The organism is Paracoccus sp. Ld10 (assembly GCF_045064235.1).
Lineage (GTDB): Bacteria > Pseudomonadota > Alphaproteobacteria > Rhodobacterales > Rhodobacteraceae > Paracoccus.
In genome coordinates, this window is sequence record NZ_JBISHD010000032.1 from 488,590 (window position 1) to 504,932 (window position 16,343).

Below are 16,343 nucleotides of genomic sequence, written 5' to 3' on the forward strand. Positions count from 1 at the left end.
GTCACAGCGTGTGCCCCCTGTGGGTCCGGACCGGTTTTTGCTCACGGCTGTAACAGACAGCCGCAAGCAGGCCGCAGGGCATCTGTCACATACCGTGGCTACACCACCTTTGCCTTTCAGGCGTCCGACCGTGATCCCAAAGCGATAGCGCCGGGTTTCGCAGATCACGGTCGTGCTTGCGGGACGTCGGGCCCGGGATAGATGTTTCTCGCGGCCAGCAATAGACGTGGCCCCGGTCGACCGGAAACCGGCAGCCCTGCATAACCCGGGGTGCCACCACCGCCTGCAGCCGTTCCCCCCGTCAGACAAAGAAAGGCGGTTGGACCGGCCTTTCATGTCAGCAGCCCCGTACGGCGTCTGTTCCGTTCAAGGCGCCACGGCCCTGTGGAAACGCGCTTACATTCTGGAACCCTGCTGTGCATGCTATCTGGCGATCGTGCGCAGCACTGCACGCAGGCGGCGCACGTGCCGCGCGCCGTCAGGTCCACATCCGTACGGACGACAGCCTGTTCATCACCCCAACGATTTCGATGAACAGGGCATTTTTTACAAGACTATGGTCCATCGGTGTGCCGTATCGCTGCGCGTCAGCGCAATTGATCACGTGATCACGCGGATGATCCGAAAATGATCACCGTCCGGCGATGGCCGTTAGGAGTGACCGGAGAAGGGCGCGCGATCGTTGCTTATCTCTGCAAAGGCAGGCCGTTCGCCGGTCATTTCTCCGTGTCACGCCTGCATCACATGGCGGCTTAAGTGCAGTTGGTCCGGAAACCAGTGCCATGGCTCTCGTATAGAGTGGTTCCGGGCGGCGTGTCACGTTGACGAACCTTTGGCGCGCATCGATGCCGCGCCGGGCGTCGTTCAATGGGTATGTCCGGACGCATCGCGCGAAGGCTCACACCACCTCTATGAATGTCGACAACCGCGCCCAGACTTTCGTTTCGCATCAAGGACGACGGGTTGACGCACCAGGAAGGCCCCGCCAATCGCGCAGCAAAGCGAAGCAATGGCCGACGATCTCTCCGGCAGATCATGCACGCTACCTTTCTGTGATCAACAAACATTCGCGGGCGGTCCGGTCGACATGGTGCCTGTCCAGACAGGGATCTGCAACCCGGTCGACCGGCGCACAGGGGCGAACGCCAAGGGCGCACGGCTGGACCGAGGATATGGACGCCAGCATCGTGCATCGCGATGATCAGCACCCTTGAACCGCATGGGTCTTTGCCCCCTGCGCGGCGCGCGCAACAGTGCACCATAACGGGGAAGATACGCCTTATCCCGTTTGTTCAGGCGCGAACAGCGGCCCGTGCACCGTGGCCGAGCAGCAAGTTCAGGGCGCCGACAAGATCGGACCGAAACCCGGGATCATCGCGCAGGGACGCCGGAAAAACCTGCGCCAAAGCGAGAAACGCGTCGACCGTCGCGACCGGATCGGTGTGCCACAATGCGGCCAGTTGCGGTGCCAAAGGATCCTTGACCTCAATGGCCGCGCCTGCCTCGTCACGCCCTGAAACATAGCGCATCCATGCCGCCATGACGAGGGTCAGGCCGGGCACCGGCCGCCCTGCGGCCCGCCCTTCGGCGATGGTGCCCAGAATGCGCTGCGGCAGCTTTTGGCTGCCGTCCATGGCGATCTGCCACGTCCGGTGACGGATCGCCGGGTTGGCATAGCGCGCGGCCAGCGCATCGGCATAGGCTGCCAGATCGGTACCAGGCAGAGGCGTCAGCGCGGGGATGATCTCGGACCGCCACAGGCGATCGACGAATTGCGCCATGTCCGGGTCGGCCATCGTGTCCGCGATGGTCTGGTGCCCCGCAAGGTATCCCAGATAGGCCAGACTGGAATGGGTGCCATTCAGCATCCGCAGTTTCATGTGTTCAAACGGCGTGACATCATCGACCAGCTGCACCCCGACCGCGCCCAGATCGGGGCGTCCGGCACAGAACCGGTCCTCGACCACCCATTGGCGAAAGGGCTCGTGCATCACAGGCGCTTCGTCACGCTGGCCGGTCAGGGCCTTGACCCGGTCCAGATCATCGGGCGTGGTCGCGGGCACGATCCGGTCCACCATGGTCGAGGGGAATGCCACGTTCGCCTCGATCCACGTTGCCAGATCGGGGTCGATCAGCCGCGCCAGGTCCAGCACGACGCCGCGCACGACACGGCCGTTTTCCGGCAGGTTGTCGCAACACAGCACGGTGAACGGCCCCACCCCCGCCGCCCGCCGCGCCTGCAACGCGCGGACCAGGAACCCCGGCGCCGATTTCGGCAGCGGACCCGCCAGATCGTGGCGGATGTCGGGATGATCGGCGTTCAGCCGACCGGTTGACGGCTGATGGCAGTACCCCTTTTCCGTGACGGTCAGGCTGACGATGCGGACCGCGGGCGCGGCCATCGCGTCCAGCACCGCCTGCGGGTTTTCCGGCGCGACCAGAACATCGCGCAGGACGGTGACGACCTGTGCGGTCTCTCCCTCCGGGCCCAGTTCCAGCGCGGTATAGGCCCAGCCCTGCGGGGCCAGCCGGTCGCGCGTTCCGGGCGATTGCAACGACACGCCGATGATGCCCCAGTCCCCCCCCGACGCCGCCATCGCCTGTTCGACATAGATCGCCCCATGCGCGCGAAAGAACGCGCCAAGGCCCAGATGGACGATGCCTGCGGGTGCGGCGGACGCAGTGTGGTGCAACCTAGCGGGCAAGCCAGCCTCCATCGACGTTCAGAATGGCACCGTTGACGTAATCGGACGCAGGCGCGGCCAGAAAGACCGCGGTCTGGGCGATATCCTCGGGTCGGCCCCACCGGCCGGCCGGAATGCGGTCCAGAATGGCGCGCGACCGGTCAGGGTCGGCGCGCAGCGCCTCGGTGTTGTTCGTCTCGATATAGCCCGGCGCGATGGCGTTCACGTTCAGCCCGCGACCGGCCCATTCATTGGCCATCAGCTTGGTCAGTCCCGCCACGCCATGTTTCGACGCGGTATAGGACGGCACCCGGATGCCCCCCTGAAACGACAGCAGCGAGGCGATGTTGACGATCTTGCCCCGACCGCGCGGCAGGGCGGCGCGGGCAAAGGCCTGGCAGGTAAAGAACAACGCCTTGGCGTTAACGTCCATCACCGCGTCCCAATCGGCCTCGGTGAAATCGACGGCGTCATCGCGGCGGATGATGCCCGCGTTGTTGACCAGGATGTCGATGGGCTGATCCGAGAACACGTCGCGGGCCGCCATCGGGTCGGCGAAATCCAGCGTCAGCGACCGCCCCGACCCCATCATCGCCAGCGTCTCGTCGCAATCGCGCCGGCCGCTGGCGATCACCTCGGCCCCGGCCTGCGCCATGGCGACGGCGATGGCCTGACCGATGCCGGTGTTGGCGCCAGTGACCAGCGCGGTGCGCCCTTCAAGCGAAAAGGCGGTCACCGCAGATCCTCCGGCTGGACAAAGTCCATGTCGGTGTAATCGACATTGTCCCCCGCCATCGCCCAGATAAAGGTGTATTCCCCGATGCCCGCGCCGGAATGGATCGACCAGGACGGCGACAGAACGGCCTGTTCATTGGCCACGAACAGGTGGCGCGTCTCCTGCGGTTCGCCCATCAGGTGCAGCACCCGCGATTGCGGCGCCATTCCGTGATACAGATAGGCCTCCATCCGCCGGTCGTGGACATGGGAGGGAATGGTGTTCCAGACCGACCCCTCCTGAAGGGACGTATAGCCCAGCACCAGCTGGCAGCTCTCCATCACCAGGGGGTGGATGAACTGCTTGATGACCCGCTTGTTCGACGTTTCGGCTGCGCCCATCTCGACCTTCTTGGCCTGATCCACGGTGATCAACCGATGCGGCAGCGCGCGATGCGCGGGCGCCGAAGTAATATAAAACCGTCCCTCGCCCGAAAACGTGACGGCCCCCGCCCCCATGCCCAGATACAGCACATCGCCATTGGCCATGTCCCAGCCCTCGCCCGCGGCCTCGACCCGGCCGGGACCGCCGATATTGACGACACCCATCTCGCGGCGGTCCAGAAAGCTGGGGGTCCGCGTCTCGTCGATCGCGTCCAGCACCAGGGGCGCCCCCTCGGGCACAGCGCCGCCGACAACAAAGCGGTCGTAGTGGGTATAGGTCAGACGGATCTGGCCCGCGACGAACAGCCCCTCGACGAGGAAATGCTGCCGCAGTTGGGCGGTATCCATGCCGCGGGCGTGATCCGGATGGATCGCGTGGCGGGTCTCGACATGCGTCATAGCGGGTCCTTTCAGATGAAAATGATGCGGCGGCGACGATGCTGCCGGACAGCAAGCCGCGCGCCGACGACGGATGGGTACGCTCCTCCCGGCAAGGAATGGCCGCATGCGTCGGCACGACGATGATCAGCGTGGCCGGGTGTCATTCGCGCCAGCCCCACATCTGCCTGCTTGGGTCGGGCGGTCGCAGCGCGGTATCCGATGATCCGATCGCGTGGTGCGCGTTTCCCTGAACACGACATCCATCCCTTACGGACACGTCCGGATCCGGCCGCGCCGGGCGGTGCGACTACGGTCGACCGCTGTCGGAGTTCGCACCTGTCCGTGGACGTGTCGGGAACGGTGGCCATGCGGTCGATCACCGTCGTTCTGACGCCAGAACCGACCCCTGCGCCGGGCGCACGCATCGGGTTGGCGCCTGAGGGGTCTGCCGTCGGGTCCAGCATCATACCGTCATACCGCATCGCGACCGTCAAAGCTTGTAAGCCCGCTTGGCCAAACCATGGCTCAGGTCGCGCGCCACGTCATGGGCCTCGTCCTCCTCCAGACGTCCGGTCGTGACCAGATCGGCCAACCAGGCGCAATCGACCCTGCGCGCCACGTCGTGACGGGCCGGGATCGAACAAAAGGCGCGCGTGTCGTCGTTGAACCCCACGGTATTGTAAAAGCCTGCCGTTTCCGTGGTCATCTCGCGAAAGCGGCGCATCCCTTCGGGGCTGTCGTGGAACCACCATGCCGGACCAAGCCGCAGGCAGGGCCAGACACCGGCCATGGGTGCCAGTTCGCGGGCATAGGCGGTCTCATCCAAGGTGAACAGGATCACCGTCAGGCGCGGGTCCATGCCGACCGCGTTCAACAACGGCCGCAATGCGGTCACATAATCGGTGCGCCCGGGGATATCGAAACCTTTGTCGCGCCCGAACATCGCCAGCACGTCGTCGGAATGGTTGCGGCGCGATCCCGGATGGATCTGCAGGACCAGTCCGTCCTCAAGGCTCATCCGCGCCATCTCGGTCAGCATGTGACCGCGAAACGCGTCGGCCTCCTCTGCGGTGCAGGTGCCGCGCAGCGCCTTGGCGAACAGGGCTGCGGCATTCGCCTTCGGCAGATCCTCGGTCCGGGCGCTGGCATGGCCATGATCGCTGGATGTGGCACCATGTGCGATAAAGAACGCGCGTCGTGCCCGGTGCGCGTCCAGATAGCCGTCCCATGAGGCTGTATCGAACCCGGTCTGCTGGCCCATCAACGCGACGTTGTCGGCAAAACCCTCGGCTTCGGGGTCGATCACGCCGTCGGGCCGATAGGCGGTGACCACCCTGCCCCCCCAGCCGCTGTCGCGGATCATCCGGTGCCAGCGCAGATCGTCGGTCGCGGCCTCAGTGGTGGCGATCGCCTCGATGTTGAAACGGTCGAACAGCGCGCGGGGGCGGAATTCCGGGCGGGACAGGCAATCGGCGATATGGTCATAGTACCAGTCAGCCGTATCCTCCGACAGGCGACGGTCGATGCCAAAGACATGCTGGAAACTGTGGTCCAGCCACATCCGCGACGGCGTCCCGCGAAACAACGGATAGTGACGCGCGAACAACCGCCAGATTGTCCGCCCGTCCGTTTCGGTCGTGCCGCCGTCGGCGCGGGACAGGCCCAGATCCCCCAACGACACGCCTTGAGAGCACAACATGCGGAACACATAGTGGTCCGGCGTCACGAACAGCTGCGCAGGGTCGGGAAATGCCTCGTTCAGCGCGAACCAGCGCGGATCAGTATGGCCGTGCGGACTGACGATCGGCAGGTCCCGGACCTGATCGTACAGCGCGCGGGCCAGATCACGCGCGCGGCCATGAGTGGGAAACAGGCGGTCTTTGTGCAACAGCGCCATGAGATCTCTCTGTGCCCAACTTGTCATATCACTAGTCGTCTAATATGCTAGTTGGCACAGTCGGTCAATGCGGGGATGATGATGGCAAATCAGGTTCTGAAACACCTCCCTCCCTTGCAGGATATCCGGGTTAGCAGCGTTACCGATCAGATCTTTGATTTGTTGTATTCACAGGTCGTGGGGCTGGACCTGCCCCCCGGCGCAAAACTGTCCGAAGCAGAGGTCGCGGCCCAGATGGGCGTGTCGCGCCAGCCGGTCCGCGACGCGTTCTATCGATTGTCCCAGCTGGGTTTCATCCAGATCCGCCCGCAACGCGCGACCACCGTCACCCCGATCTCGACCGAGGCCGTGATGCACGCCCATTTCATTCGCAGCGCCTTGGAACAGGCGACGATGCGGGTCGCGGCGCTGCGGCTGCAACCTGCGGACTGGGACGGGCTGGACCGCCTGATCGACCTGCAGGAGGCCGCCAGCCTGACCGACAGGCGCGCCGATTTCCATGCACTGGACGACCAGTTCCACCGCAACATCTGCGCGGCGGCGGGCAAAGAGTTTGTCTGGAACCTGGTGCGCGATAACAAGGGACATATGGACCGCGCGCGGTTTCTGTCGCTGTCTTATGGCGCGTCCACCGCCTTTGTCGAGCACCGTGAGATCCTGGCCGCCCTGCGGGCCCGCGACCCCGAGGCCGCGGCAGGTGCGTTGCGCGACCACCTGAGCCATATAGAACGTATTTTAGAACGGCTGCGCATCGACCAGCCGGGTATCCTGGCCTAGTCGGCCGGGATCACCAACACGGCGCGGAAATCGTTGACATTCGTCAGGGTGGGCCCAGTGCGGATCAGGCTGCCTGTTGCGTCGAACAGGCTGTAACTGTCGTGCGCCGCCAGGGCTGCGCGCATGTTCAGGCCACGTTCCGCGGCCCGTTGCGGCAGGTCTGGACCGATGATGGCGCCTGCGGCATCCTCGGTCCCGTCGATGCCGTCGGTGTCGGCGGCCAACGCGTGGATGCCGGCCTGTCCCCCAAGCGTCACCGCCAGCGACAACAGAAACTCGGTATTGCGCCCGCCGCGGCCCGGAACACCCTGGCCGATCGTCACGGTCGTCTCTCCCCCCGACAACAGCACGGCGGGCGCAGGCGCGGGCGTGCCATGGGCGGCGGTGGCGCGGGCGATACCGGCCATGGCGATGCCCAGCTGCGCGGCCTCTCCCTCCAGCGCGTCGCCAAGCAGGATGGGCGTCACCCCGGCCTTTTTGGCGATTTGGGCTGCTGCCATCAGTGACATCTGGGGCGTGGCGATCAGGCGGTAGTCGACGTCAAAGGCGTCCGCGGGCTGCGGCGGCGCCATCAGCAATTCACGCGCAGCCTGTGGCAGGTCCGGGCCAAGCCGGTCCACCAGCCAGGACAGATCCTGCCCGGCGGTCGGATCGGGCACGGTCGGACCCGACGCGATGGCTGCCGGATCGTCGCCCGGCACGTCGGAAATCGCCAGCGTCACCAAACGTGCGGGTGCCGCCGCTTGGGCCAGCCGCCCGCCCTTGATCGCCGACAGACGCCGGCGGACGCGGTTCATATCCTCGATCGTCAGCCCGGATCGCAACAGCAGGCGATTGACCGCGATCTTGTCCTCCAGCGTCAATGGCGGGCGCGGCGCCGCCATCAGCGCGGACCCCCCGCCCGAAATCAGCGCCAACACCAGATCGTCCGGCCCCGCCGCCTGCGCCGCGGCCAAGATCCGCTCGGCTGCATCCTGCGATGCCGCATCGGGGACGGGGTGCGACGCCTGACAGACGGTGATGCGGCGCGTCGGAACGTCATGCCCATGCCGCGTGACCACGACGCTGGACAGATCGATATCAGGCCAGGCAGCCTCCAGCGCCGCGGCCATGGCGGCGGCCGACTTGCCTGCACCCACGACAATACAACGGCCCTGCGGCTTGGGCGGCAGATGATCGGCCAGAACCTGTGCGGGATCGGCTGCGGCAACCGCCGCGTCGAACATCGCGCGCAGCAGCGCCTGTGCCTGGTCCTGGGTCATCCCGCCTCCCTCCGTATCGATCACGCGCGGCGGCGTGCATGTCGTCCCATCATAATGTCTTGTCGGCGATCCGCTATCCCCCGTCCACGCGTAATGGCCCCCCGGTGCCTGCGTACAACCGGTCGGGACGCCGCTGTCTGACAATCGGATGTCAACAACGGCCCGGATCCAACCGAACGGGCGGCTAGTATCGACCGGCGCATCGAGATCGCACGTGGTGATCAGCCCGATTGTGGCGTGCCGGCCCACTTGGCCGCGAACGCGGCGGATGCTACAAAGCTGCCTGGTTCAGGCGACACAGGCGGCGGGTCGCAGACGCCTTCCTCCAGGTATTTCAGGGCCGCGACAAACCCTGCTGACGAAAACGGTTTGGCAATAACGCCATGCGCGCCTTCGAAATCATCGGGGATTTTCTTTGGGTTCGCGGTCACAAACACGACGATCGTGTCCGGCCATTGTTTCTGAATGGCGCTGTTCACCTGCAGCCCGGTGCTGCCACGGGCCAACTGCATGTCGACCAATGCCACATCAGGGGCCTTGTCGGGCGGAAGGGCCATCACATCCTGCAACGACGACGCGACCGCCAGCACCTGATGGCCGCAATCCTCGATCATCATTTCAATATCCATCGCGATGATGAACTCGTCTTCGACCACCAGGATCGACAGCGGCGCCTTTGGGCGGTTCATGGATTTTCCTTGTCGATGATGACACTGACGTAGATCGACCCCTGGTCGCTGCGGGACCAGGTCACGCGTGTGCGTGTCTGTACGGCAAGCCGCGCAATGATCTGTTCATTCACCCCGGATGGTGAGTAACCGGGATCTGTCTGTGCCGCTGCCGCGCCGGATGGGCCGAAACCGATAGACAGCTCTACCCGTGCAGGGGTGGTCCGCGACGAGATGTCGAAAACCTGCCCCTGCCCCGCATCTGCGAGGCGGATCATATGGGTCAGGATCTCGTTCACGATCAGGCCGATCGCGGCGGCCTGCCCGGCAGGCACCTCGGCCCGGCCCAGATCGGCGCGAATGCGGACGTCGCATTCCGCGCGGCTTTGCGTCAGGTCGGACGCAAGGTTCACCGCATATGACCCGATGTCGAACCGCGTGACGTCATCGGCCTGATAAAGATGGCGGTGCACCGTCGCCAAGGCATCGATCCGGGTCATCATGGCCCGCAGCATGTCGGCGGTATCGCTGTCCGCCGCCTCGCGCAGCTGCAGGCGCAGGATCGACCCGATCATGGTCATGTTGTTCTTGACGCGATGATCCACCTCGTGGAGCAACAGCCGCTGCGCATCCAGCGAGTCGCGCAGTTCAGCCACGCGGCGGGTCACCTCGGCCTCGACCCGGGACTTTTCGCGCGCCATCCGCGACTGGACATCAATTCGGTCTGTCACATCCAGTTGCGAGGCGAAAAAGAACAGGATGCTGCCGTCGTCATCCCGCACCGGGCTGAGATACAGCGCATTCCAGAACGACGTTCCGTCCTTGCGATAGTTCAGAATATCGATGGCGATATCCGTACCCTTGCCGACGGCGTCCCTGATCCGGGCAACGGAATCAAGATCCGTCTGCGGCCCTTGCAGAAAGCGACAGTTTCGTCCGACGATCTCTGGGCGGTCATAACCGGTCAGGCGCTGAAAGGCGTCGTTTGCAAAGACGATGGGGTTGTCGGGCAGGTTCGGGTCGGTGATGACCATCGCCATCCGCGTGGCCCGGACGGCTGCTGCAAACGGATCGCCCCTGCCCTGTTCGTGATGCAGCGCCTGGGTCAGGTGCCAGTCGTCCCGTTCGTCCACGTCGCGCCCCTTGTCATCCTGCGCCAGAAATTGTCGTCTGCGTTAAGGCATTGGCCGGTTGTTTGGTTCCGGCGTATCGAAAATGGTGCGGCGTGACGCGACCCCGCAAGGTGACATGATGACCAAGACGACGAACCTTTCTGACTTGCGCGATCGCCTGCGCGATCTCTCCTGCGGATCGGGCAGACACATGGTCGCACTGGCAGGACCGCCGGGTGCGGGCAAAAGCCATGTCACCGATGCAATGCTGGCTGATGTGCCGGCGGCGGCCTTGGTGTCGATGGACGGATACCACCTCGACGACGGGCTGTTGTCCGCGCGCGGCGATTTGCCGCGCAAGGGTGCGCCTTGGACGTTCGACCTGGACGGGTTCGCCGTGATGCTGGACCGATTGGCCGCCGATGACGGGCGTGACGTGTTGATCCCCGTCTTTGACCGCAACCTGGAGATCAGCCGCGCCGCCGCGCGTCACGTCCCGGGATCGGCACGGCTGATACTGGTAGAGGGGAATTATCTGCTGCTGGACAGCCCGGGGTGGCGCGACCTGACGCGTCATTTCGCGCTGACCGTGATGCTGGATGTGCCGCAACCAGTCCTGCGGGCCAGACTGACGGCCCGCTGGTCGCACCTGCCCGCCGATCAGGCCCGCGCCAAGCTGGAGGCCAACGACCTGCCCAACATGGACCTGGTCCTGACCGGCAGCCGGGCGCCCGACCTGATTCTGCCGAACGGCTAGGCCCCGCGCCGTCGCCGCGCGACCTCGTATGCGATGGCGCCGATGACCGTCGCCACGATGATGACCAGTGCCAGCGCATTCACCGCCGGGGTCAGGCCGGTGCGGACCTTGGTGGCGATGAACACGGTCAGCGGCGTCTCGAACCCGCGCACGAACAGGGTGGTGTTGTAGTTCTCGATCGACTGCAGCACGGCCAGACCGGCAGATGCGATCAGCGCGGGCCGCAGGAACGGCAGGGTCACCCGCCGGAACACCATCACACGGCTGGCGCCGAGGCCCAGGGCCGCCTCTTCCTGCGTGCGGTCGAACCGTTGCAGGCGCGCCATGACCATCAGCATGACATAGCAGATGATGAAGGTGGATTGCGCCAGGACGATCAGGACGATGCCGCCGCCGACACCCATCTGCCGCCACAGGATCAGCGTGGAGATCCCGATCACCACCCCCGGCGTCAACAGCGGCGACACCATCACCGCATAGGCGAAACTGCGCGCCCGCGCATGCAGCGATGTCAGCACCAATGCCGCCGCCGTCCCCACCGGCACCACGATCACCACCACGCAGACCGCGACCAGCACGGAGGTCCACAGCGATTGCCACATGGCCCCGTCGGCCCACATGGCCGCGAACCAATCGGTCGTGGTTCCCTGCCACGGGATCACCGTGGGAAAGCGGCTTTCGTTGAAGCTGGCCGCGCCCATGATGATCAGCGGCGTGAACAGATAGGCCGCGAACACGACCAGATACAGCCAGAACATGGCGTTGAAGATACGCTCCGCCCTCATTTCGCGACATCCGTCAGGTTGACGCGGAACAGCCGCAGCGTGACCAGAACGACCGCCAGGCACAGGACCAGCAGCACCAGCGCATAGGCCGCGCCGCGATTCCAGTCGCCACCCTCAAAGAACCAGTTATAGATGATCTCGGTGAACCATCGGCTGCCCGGCGATCCCAGCAGCGCGGGGGCCACGTATGATCCAGCGGCCAGCATGAAGGTGAACACGAAGGCCGTGGCGATGCCCGCCTTGGCATGTGGGATTACCACGCGGGTGTGGATGCGCCAGCGGGACGCGCCCAGGTCGCGGGCAGCCTCTATCTGGGCCTTTTCCAGCGATTCGATGGCGTTGTAGATCGGCAGCAGCATGAACAGGATATAGGCATAGACCATTGCGGCCAGCACGCCGCCATTGCCCTGCCAGCGGATCGGGGCGTCGATCAGGCCGATGTTCAACAGCACCGCGTTCAGCGGCCCGCGATAGGCCAGGATGATGAACCACGCCAGCGTGCGCAGCACTTCGTTGATGAAAAACGGAATGATGATCAGCATCAGCGCAATGGCCAATTGTCCTGTCGTGGCCCGCTGTGCCATCCAGAAGGCGATGGGATAGCAGACGGCGAACGTCACCGCGGCCACCAGCCCGCTGGCCCAGATCGTCTTGAAAAAGATCGCGCGGTGCGTGGGCTCGCCCGCCAGATACAGGATGTTCGACAGCGAATAGGTGTCGTCCGGCCCGCCCAGCGCGGCAGGTGGCAGGTTCGGGCGCAGGGCGTAATCGATCATCATCAGGTTCGGGGCCAGGACCATCACGGCCAGCCAGAACAGAACCAGGATCAGAAAAATCGTCGAAAGCCCCGGTCCGAAACGATTTTTCAGATCACCCATCGCCCAGCACCACAGCATGCGCCTGCTGGAAACCGAACGACGCGCGGTGCCCCGGCACGGGCGCATCGGCCAGTCGCGTCGACGGCACGGACGCGGTCAACGCCGCCCCACTGTCAAAACGACCGTGGACCAGCGCAAACGAGCCTTCGAAATCGACGCGTTCGATCTGCGCCTGGACGGGGTTTTCGCCACCCCCGGGCATCAGCGCCTCGGGGCGGACATAGATCGTGCCCTGCACGCCCTGCGCGGCACCCTGCCCCGCGCGGCCCAGCAGCGGGCCTAAATCGGTGTCGATGCGGGCGGTGCCCGCCTGAACGTCCGTGATGCGGCCGGGAATTGCGTTCGTCTCTCCGACAAAGCGGGCGACAAAGGGGGTGGCGGGGTTGTCGTACAGGTCGCGCGGGGTGGCCACCTGTTGCAGCAGCCCCGACGACATTACGGCGACGCGGTCCGACATGGCCAGCGCCTCGGACTGGTCGTGGGTGATATAGATGAACGTCACGCCGGTGCGTTTCTGCAAGGCGCGCAGTTCGGCGCGCATGTGCTGGCGCAGTTTCAGGTCCAACGCGGACAGCGGTTCGTCCAGCAACAGGACGCCTGGTTCGACGGCCAGGGCGCGGGCAATAGCCACGCGCTGGCGCTGGCCGCCGGACAGTTCGCCCGGCATGCGGTCGCCGTATCCCTCCAGCGCGATCAGACGCAGCAGGTCGTCGGCCTTGGCGCGGCGTTCGGTGCGGCCCATGCCGCGGGCCTCGAGGCCAAAGGCGATGTTGTCGCGCACCGACATCAGCGGAAACAGGGCCAGCGACTGGAATATCATCGCGGTCGGGCGCTGATTGGGGCCAAGGCCCGCCATGTCCCGGTCACCGATCAGCACGCATCCGTCGGTCGGTTCGATGAACCCCGCGATCATGCGCAGGATCGTCGTCTTGCCACAGCCCGACGGACCCAGGATCGAAAAGAACTCCCCGGCCTCGACCTTGAAGCTGACATCGCTGACGGCGCGGGTGGTGCCAAAAGTCATGCCGATGCCGGCAAGTTCGACCGAATGGGACATCTTTTCTCCTGCAAAGATATGGGGGCGGCCCGGGCCGCCCCCGGTTGGGTTCAGGCCGACAGGAAGCGGTCCTGATACTCGTTGCGCTTGGTGATGTACCAGCTTTCCTGGATCGGCCACCACCACAGTTTTTCCAACGCATCGCCCGGATAGGCGGCGGCAAAGAACGCCTTGGCCTCGTCCGAGGTCAGCTGATCAGACCCGACCGCGGTCGAATTGATCTTGGTCGCGTTGGTGTACATGGCGCCGGCCTCGGGGGTCAGGAACCAGTTGATGAACGCATAGGCCCCGTCCAGGTTTTCGGCGCCCGTCGGGATCGACAGACCCTCCATCCAGGCCAGCGCGCCTTCCTTGGGCGCGATAAAGCCCACGGGCAGGCCCTCGCCCGCCAGCGCGGCCGCGGTCGAATCCCAGGTCTGGCCGACGGTCGCGCCGTTGACGCGGAACGCGCCCTGAGCCTCGTTCTCGTTGGTCCAGAACTGGATGATGTTGCCCTTGCGCGCGACAGCCTCGGCCAGGATCACGTCAAAGATCTCGATCTGTGCCTCGGGCGAAGTAAAGGCGTCCAGCAGCGGGCGCGGAAGCTTGCCCTCGGCCTCCAGCCACAGGCCCAGGCCGATCAGCGAGGAATGCCCGCGCACGGTCGCCTGCGCGCCGTCCTTCCACAGGTCGCCATAGGAGGCGGTGCCGTATTCAAGCGGGTTCTGTTCGGTGTCGAACGCGATCGCCTCGGTGCCCCAGTCGGTCGGCACCTGATAGCGTGCGCCGTCCACGACCGCGCCCAGGTTGACCGAATTCTCCCAGGCACTGGGCAGGACGCGGGCGACCTCGATGCGCGATTCGTCCAGCGGCTGGATCAGCCCGAATTCGACATAGTTCGGCACGCGGTCGACCGTCGGCCAGATCAGGTCGAACCCGGCACCGTTATTGGCACGCAGCTGGTTCAGCAGCTCGTCGTTGGTGCCATAGGGGGTGTAATTCGGGGTGATGCCGGTTGCCTCCTGAAAGGCGCCCAGGATCTCGTCGTTCAGATAGCCGGCCCAGGCAAAGATGTTCACCTGGCCCGCACCCTGCGCCATGGCGCCGCGCGCCAGGTAGGGAGAGGCCAGCGCCACGCCAGCCGTGGCCGCAGCCCCGCGCAGAAGGCCGCGTCGGTCGATCCGTGTCATTGAGAGATCCTCCATGTCATTGTCACTCAGCCGTTTCCCGTTATCCCGCATGCGTGTCGATAAAATGACACAACGCCAAGGGCTTTGGCTTGGCTCGCAGCTTAGACCGACGCCGCGCCAACGCAAAGTGCCTGGTTGGACAGCCGATGCCTGCGACATGCAAAAGGGCCGCCCCTCACGGGACGGCCCTTGCGGCAAGATGTCAGCGACGATCAGCGGGCGGTTTCGCGCACCAGCTGACCCTGCCGGTCCAGCTCCAGGGTGACGGTCTCTCCGTCAGGGTTGGTCGCGTCCAGCATGACGCGCGGACCCTTCTGTTGCATCGTGCCAAGGTCGCTATAGCCCGCCTCCGTCAGACGCTGGCTGGCCGCCGCGGCATCAAGCTGCGCCGCGGGGGGCATGTCACCGCGCGCACCATTGCCACGGTTGCCGCCATCATTGGGGCGATCACCGCGTGGGCCATCGCCATTGTGACGATCACCACGGGGGCCGTCGCCATGGGGGCGATCGCCACGCGCACCGTCGCCGCGCGGGCCGTCACCGCGGGGACCATCGCCATCGGGGCGATCGCCGCGGGGGCCGCGGTCGCGATTGTGGCCGTTGCGGTCGTCGCGGCGGTCGTCGTCGCGACCGAACCGCAGGACGGTCCCGGCGTCATCAAACGCCGCGCGCATCTCCTGACCATCGGCATCCTCTCCCTTGACCCCGAAATGGCCGTATTCCGCCATGATCCCTTCGATCGATGCGAACTGCGCCATGATCTCGTTGCCGCGCACGGCTTGGGGCAGCATCGCGTCGATGATCGGTTGCGGCAGGGCGGTACCGTCGGTGGCGATCTGGACCAGCGTGTTGTCGGGGGCGAAACGGGCCTGGACCTCGGTGTCGTCTTCCTGCCAGCCTGCGATCTCCAGGTGGCGTGGGGTCTGCCTGATTTCTTCATAGCGGGTGAACAGCGCCATTGCGGGCGTATTCAGGACGTCGCCGGGCACGGCGGCATCGATCAGCGGTGCGGGCAAGGCGCCGTCATCGGCCTCGACCTTGATCAGGTTTCCGGCCATGTCGAACATGGCCTCGATCTGGGTGCCGTCCGGCAGATGGCCTTCGTACTCGCGCTGACCGTCACGCCGGGTTTCGACGCTGATGCGGTCCAGATCCAGACCCTGCAGCACGCCGGGCAGCTCCACGTCGGGGGTCTGGGCGATGGCGGGGACGGCCCCGGCGATGATGGCGATCAGGGCGGCAGTGGATGCAAGATGCTTGCGGGTCATGTGACACTCCTTGGGTCGATGTCGGCCAGCGGTTCCGGCCTTCTGCGAATCATCTTTAGTCCAGTGGACCCGAACGGATCGCCAACGCGCCGTTTGGTTTTCATTTCCCACAATGCGGTCATAGTGGGTACCATGACACGCATCACGAATCCCATGCTTCTGGTTCTGGTCCTGATGGCGCCGCTGGCGGCGCTGTCTCAGCCCGTGTCCCCGACCGACCCCTGGGGCAGCAGCTTTCAGCCGCAGCCGTTCCACCGAATGGCCGAGGCGGTCACCGCCCGCTATCATGGTCGTCTGGTCGCAGCCGAGACGCGCCCGCCCCTGCCCGAAGAACGCGCCGCGGGGGTCGAGCTGATCTATGAGTTCCGCCTGCTGACCGCACAGCGCAACATCCTCAACATCCGCGTGGACGCGCGCACGGGGCGTTTTCTGGACGTGGCCGGACGCGGCCAGCTGGAGGCGCGTCGCGCGCCCCGCATCAAGAATTGAA

The 16,343-nt window shown here is 65.3% G+C and carries 15 protein-coding genes; 3 read left to right on the plus strand and 12 right to left on the minus strand.

Going from position 1 to position 16,343, the window contains the following annotated elements:
• Positions 1–1,292: 1,292 nt before the first annotated feature.
• The 4 genes from ACJJVR_RS16185 to uxaC form a co-directional block, all read right to left on the minus strand.
• A complete protein-coding gene (locus tag ACJJVR_RS16185) occupies positions 1,293–2,717 on the minus strand; it encodes a mannitol dehydrogenase family protein (protein ID WP_405406098.1) in 1,425 nt (474 codons plus the stop codon).
• The gene (gene kduD, locus ACJJVR_RS16190) at positions 2,695–3,420 is read right to left on the minus strand and encodes a 2-dehydro-3-deoxy-D-gluconate 5-dehydrogenase KduD (protein ID WP_405406099.1); all 726 of its coding nucleotides are present in this window, start codon (positions 3,418–3,420) and stop codon (positions 2,695–2,697) included. The genes ACJJVR_RS16185 and kduD overlap by 23 nt, the downstream gene beginning before the upstream one ends.
• Entirely contained in the window at positions 3,417–4,241 is an 825-nt protein-coding gene (kduI, locus tag ACJJVR_RS16195) for a 5-dehydro-4-deoxy-D-glucuronate isomerase (protein WP_405406100.1), read from the minus strand. The genes kduD and kduI overlap by 4 nt, the downstream gene beginning before the upstream one ends.
• A gap of 472 nt (positions 4,242–4,713) precedes the next feature.
• A complete protein-coding gene (uxaC, locus tag ACJJVR_RS16200; RefSeq protein WP_405406102.1) occupies positions 4,714–6,120 on the minus strand; it encodes a glucuronate isomerase in 1,407 nt (468 codons plus the stop codon).
• A gap of 114 nt (positions 6,121–6,234) precedes the next feature.
• Here uxaC and ACJJVR_RS16205 point away from each other — a divergent pair, with 114 nt between their 5' ends.
• Positions 6,235–6,897: a GntR family transcriptional regulator gene (locus tag ACJJVR_RS16205; protein WP_405406104.1), complete on the plus strand. Its 663-nt coding sequence runs from the start codon at positions 6,235–6,237 to the stop codon at positions 6,895–6,897.
• Here ACJJVR_RS16205 and ACJJVR_RS16210 read toward each other — a convergent pair.
• From ACJJVR_RS16210 to ACJJVR_RS16220, 3 genes are all read right to left on the minus strand, one after another.
• A complete protein-coding gene (locus ACJJVR_RS16210; RefSeq protein WP_405406106.1) occupies positions 6,894–8,159 on the minus strand; it encodes a glycerate kinase in 1,266 nt (421 codons plus the stop codon). The two genes, ACJJVR_RS16205 and ACJJVR_RS16210, sit on opposite strands and share 4 nt — an antisense overlap.
• 221 nt (positions 8,160–8,380) lie before the next feature.
• Positions 8,381–8,848 (minus strand): response regulator, encoded by a 468-nt coding sequence (locus ACJJVR_RS16215; RefSeq protein ID WP_405406108.1) that lies wholly within the window; start codon positions 8,846–8,848, stop codon positions 8,381–8,383.
• On the minus strand, positions 8,845–9,960 hold the full coding sequence (locus tag ACJJVR_RS16220) for a PAS domain-containing protein (RefSeq protein WP_405406109.1): 1,116 nt from the start codon (positions 9,958–9,960) through the stop codon (positions 8,845–8,847). Before ACJJVR_RS16220 ends, ACJJVR_RS16215 begins: the two co-directional genes overlap by 4 nt.
• Positions 9,961–10,075: 115 nt before the next feature.
• Here ACJJVR_RS16220 and ACJJVR_RS16225 point away from each other — a divergent pair, with 115 nt between their 5' ends.
• Positions 10,076–10,696: a nucleoside/nucleotide kinase family protein gene (locus ACJJVR_RS16225; RefSeq protein ID WP_405406111.1), complete on the plus strand. Its 621-nt coding sequence runs from the start codon at positions 10,076–10,078 to the stop codon at positions 10,694–10,696.
• Here the strand turns inward: ACJJVR_RS16225 and ACJJVR_RS16230 are convergent.
• From ACJJVR_RS16230 to ACJJVR_RS16250, 5 genes are all read right to left on the minus strand, one after another.
• The gene (locus ACJJVR_RS16230) at positions 10,693–11,481 is read right to left on the minus strand and encodes an ABC transporter permease (RefSeq protein ID WP_405406113.1); all 789 of its coding nucleotides are present in this window, start codon (positions 11,479–11,481) and stop codon (positions 10,693–10,695) included. The genes ACJJVR_RS16225 and ACJJVR_RS16230 overlap by 4 nt on opposite strands.
• A complete protein-coding gene (locus ACJJVR_RS16235) occupies positions 11,478–12,359 on the minus strand; it encodes an ABC transporter permease (protein WP_405406114.1) in 882 nt (293 codons plus the stop codon). Before ACJJVR_RS16235 ends, ACJJVR_RS16230 begins: the two co-directional genes overlap by 4 nt.
• Positions 12,352–13,416 (minus strand): ABC transporter ATP-binding protein, encoded by a 1,065-nt coding sequence (locus ACJJVR_RS16240; protein ID WP_405406115.1) that lies wholly within the window; start codon positions 13,414–13,416, stop codon positions 12,352–12,354. The genes ACJJVR_RS16235 and ACJJVR_RS16240 overlap by 8 nt, the downstream gene beginning before the upstream one ends.
• A gap of 50 nt (positions 13,417–13,466) precedes the next feature.
• Complete coding sequence (locus tag ACJJVR_RS16245; RefSeq protein ID WP_405406116.1) at positions 13,467–14,585, minus strand: extracellular solute-binding protein; 1,119 nt, start codon at positions 14,583–14,585, stop codon at positions 13,467–13,469.
• Positions 14,586–14,797: 212 nt separating this feature from the next.
• The gene (locus tag ACJJVR_RS16250) at positions 14,798–15,853 is read right to left on the minus strand and encodes a hypothetical protein (protein WP_405406117.1); all 1,056 of its coding nucleotides are present in this window, start codon (positions 15,851–15,853) and stop codon (positions 14,798–14,800) included.
• A 132-nt stretch (positions 15,854–15,985) separates the two neighbouring features.
• Here ACJJVR_RS16250 and ACJJVR_RS16255 point away from each other — a divergent pair, with 132 nt between their 5' ends.
• Positions 15,986–16,342 carry a PepSY domain-containing protein gene (locus tag ACJJVR_RS16255; protein ID WP_405406119.1) on the plus strand — a complete coding sequence of 119 codons (357 nt, stop codon included), beginning with the start codon at positions 15,986–15,988 and terminating at the stop codon, positions 16,340–16,342.
• Position 16,343 lies beyond the last annotated feature (1 nt).

What these genes read in the sequence shown, in the direction of transcription:
- ACJJVR_RS16245 (WP_405406116.1), bottom strand. Translation starts at nt 14,585, where the DNA reads ATGACACGGATCGACCGACGCGGCCTTCTGCGCGGGGCTGCGGCCACG.
- ACJJVR_RS16230 (WP_405406113.1), bottom strand. Translation starts at nt 11,481, where the DNA reads ATGAGGGCGGAGCGTATCTTCAACGCCATGTTCTGGCTGTATCTGGTC.
- ACJJVR_RS16235 (WP_405406114.1), bottom strand. Translation starts at nt 12,359, where the DNA reads ATGGGTGATCTGAAAAATCGTTTCGGACCGGGGCTTTCGACGATTTTT.
- uxaC (WP_405406102.1), bottom strand. Translation starts at nt 6,120, where the DNA reads ATGGCGCTGTTGCACAAAGACCGCCTGTTTCCCACTCATGGCCGCGCG.
- ACJJVR_RS16225 (WP_405406111.1), top strand. Translation starts at nt 10,076, where the DNA reads ATGATGACCAAGACGACGAACCTTTCTGACTTGCGCGATCGCCTGCGC.
- ACJJVR_RS16215 (WP_405406108.1), bottom strand. Translation starts at nt 8,848, where the DNA reads ATGAACCGCCCAAAGGCGCCGCTGTCGATCCTGGTGGTCGAAGACGAG.
- ACJJVR_RS16250 (WP_405406117.1), bottom strand. Translation starts at nt 15,853, where the DNA reads ATGACCCGCAAGCATCTTGCATCCACTGCCGCCCTGATCGCCATCATC.
- ACJJVR_RS16185 (WP_405406098.1), bottom strand. Translation starts at nt 2,717, where the DNA reads ATGGAGGCTGGCTTGCCCGCTAGGTTGCACCACACTGCGTCCGCCGCA.
- ACJJVR_RS16240 (WP_405406115.1), bottom strand. Translation starts at nt 13,416, where the DNA reads ATGTCCCATTCGGTCGAACTTGCCGGCATCGGCATGACTTTTGGCACC.
- ACJJVR_RS16255 (WP_405406119.1), top strand. Translation starts at nt 15,986, where the DNA reads ATGACACGCATCACGAATCCCATGCTTCTGGTTCTGGTCCTGATGGCG.
- ACJJVR_RS16210 (WP_405406106.1), bottom strand. Translation starts at nt 8,159, where the DNA reads ATGACCCAGGACCAGGCACAGGCGCTGCTGCGCGCGATGTTCGACGCG.
- kduI (WP_405406100.1), bottom strand. Translation starts at nt 4,241, where the DNA reads ATGACGCATGTCGAGACCCGCCACGCGATCCATCCGGATCACGCCCGC.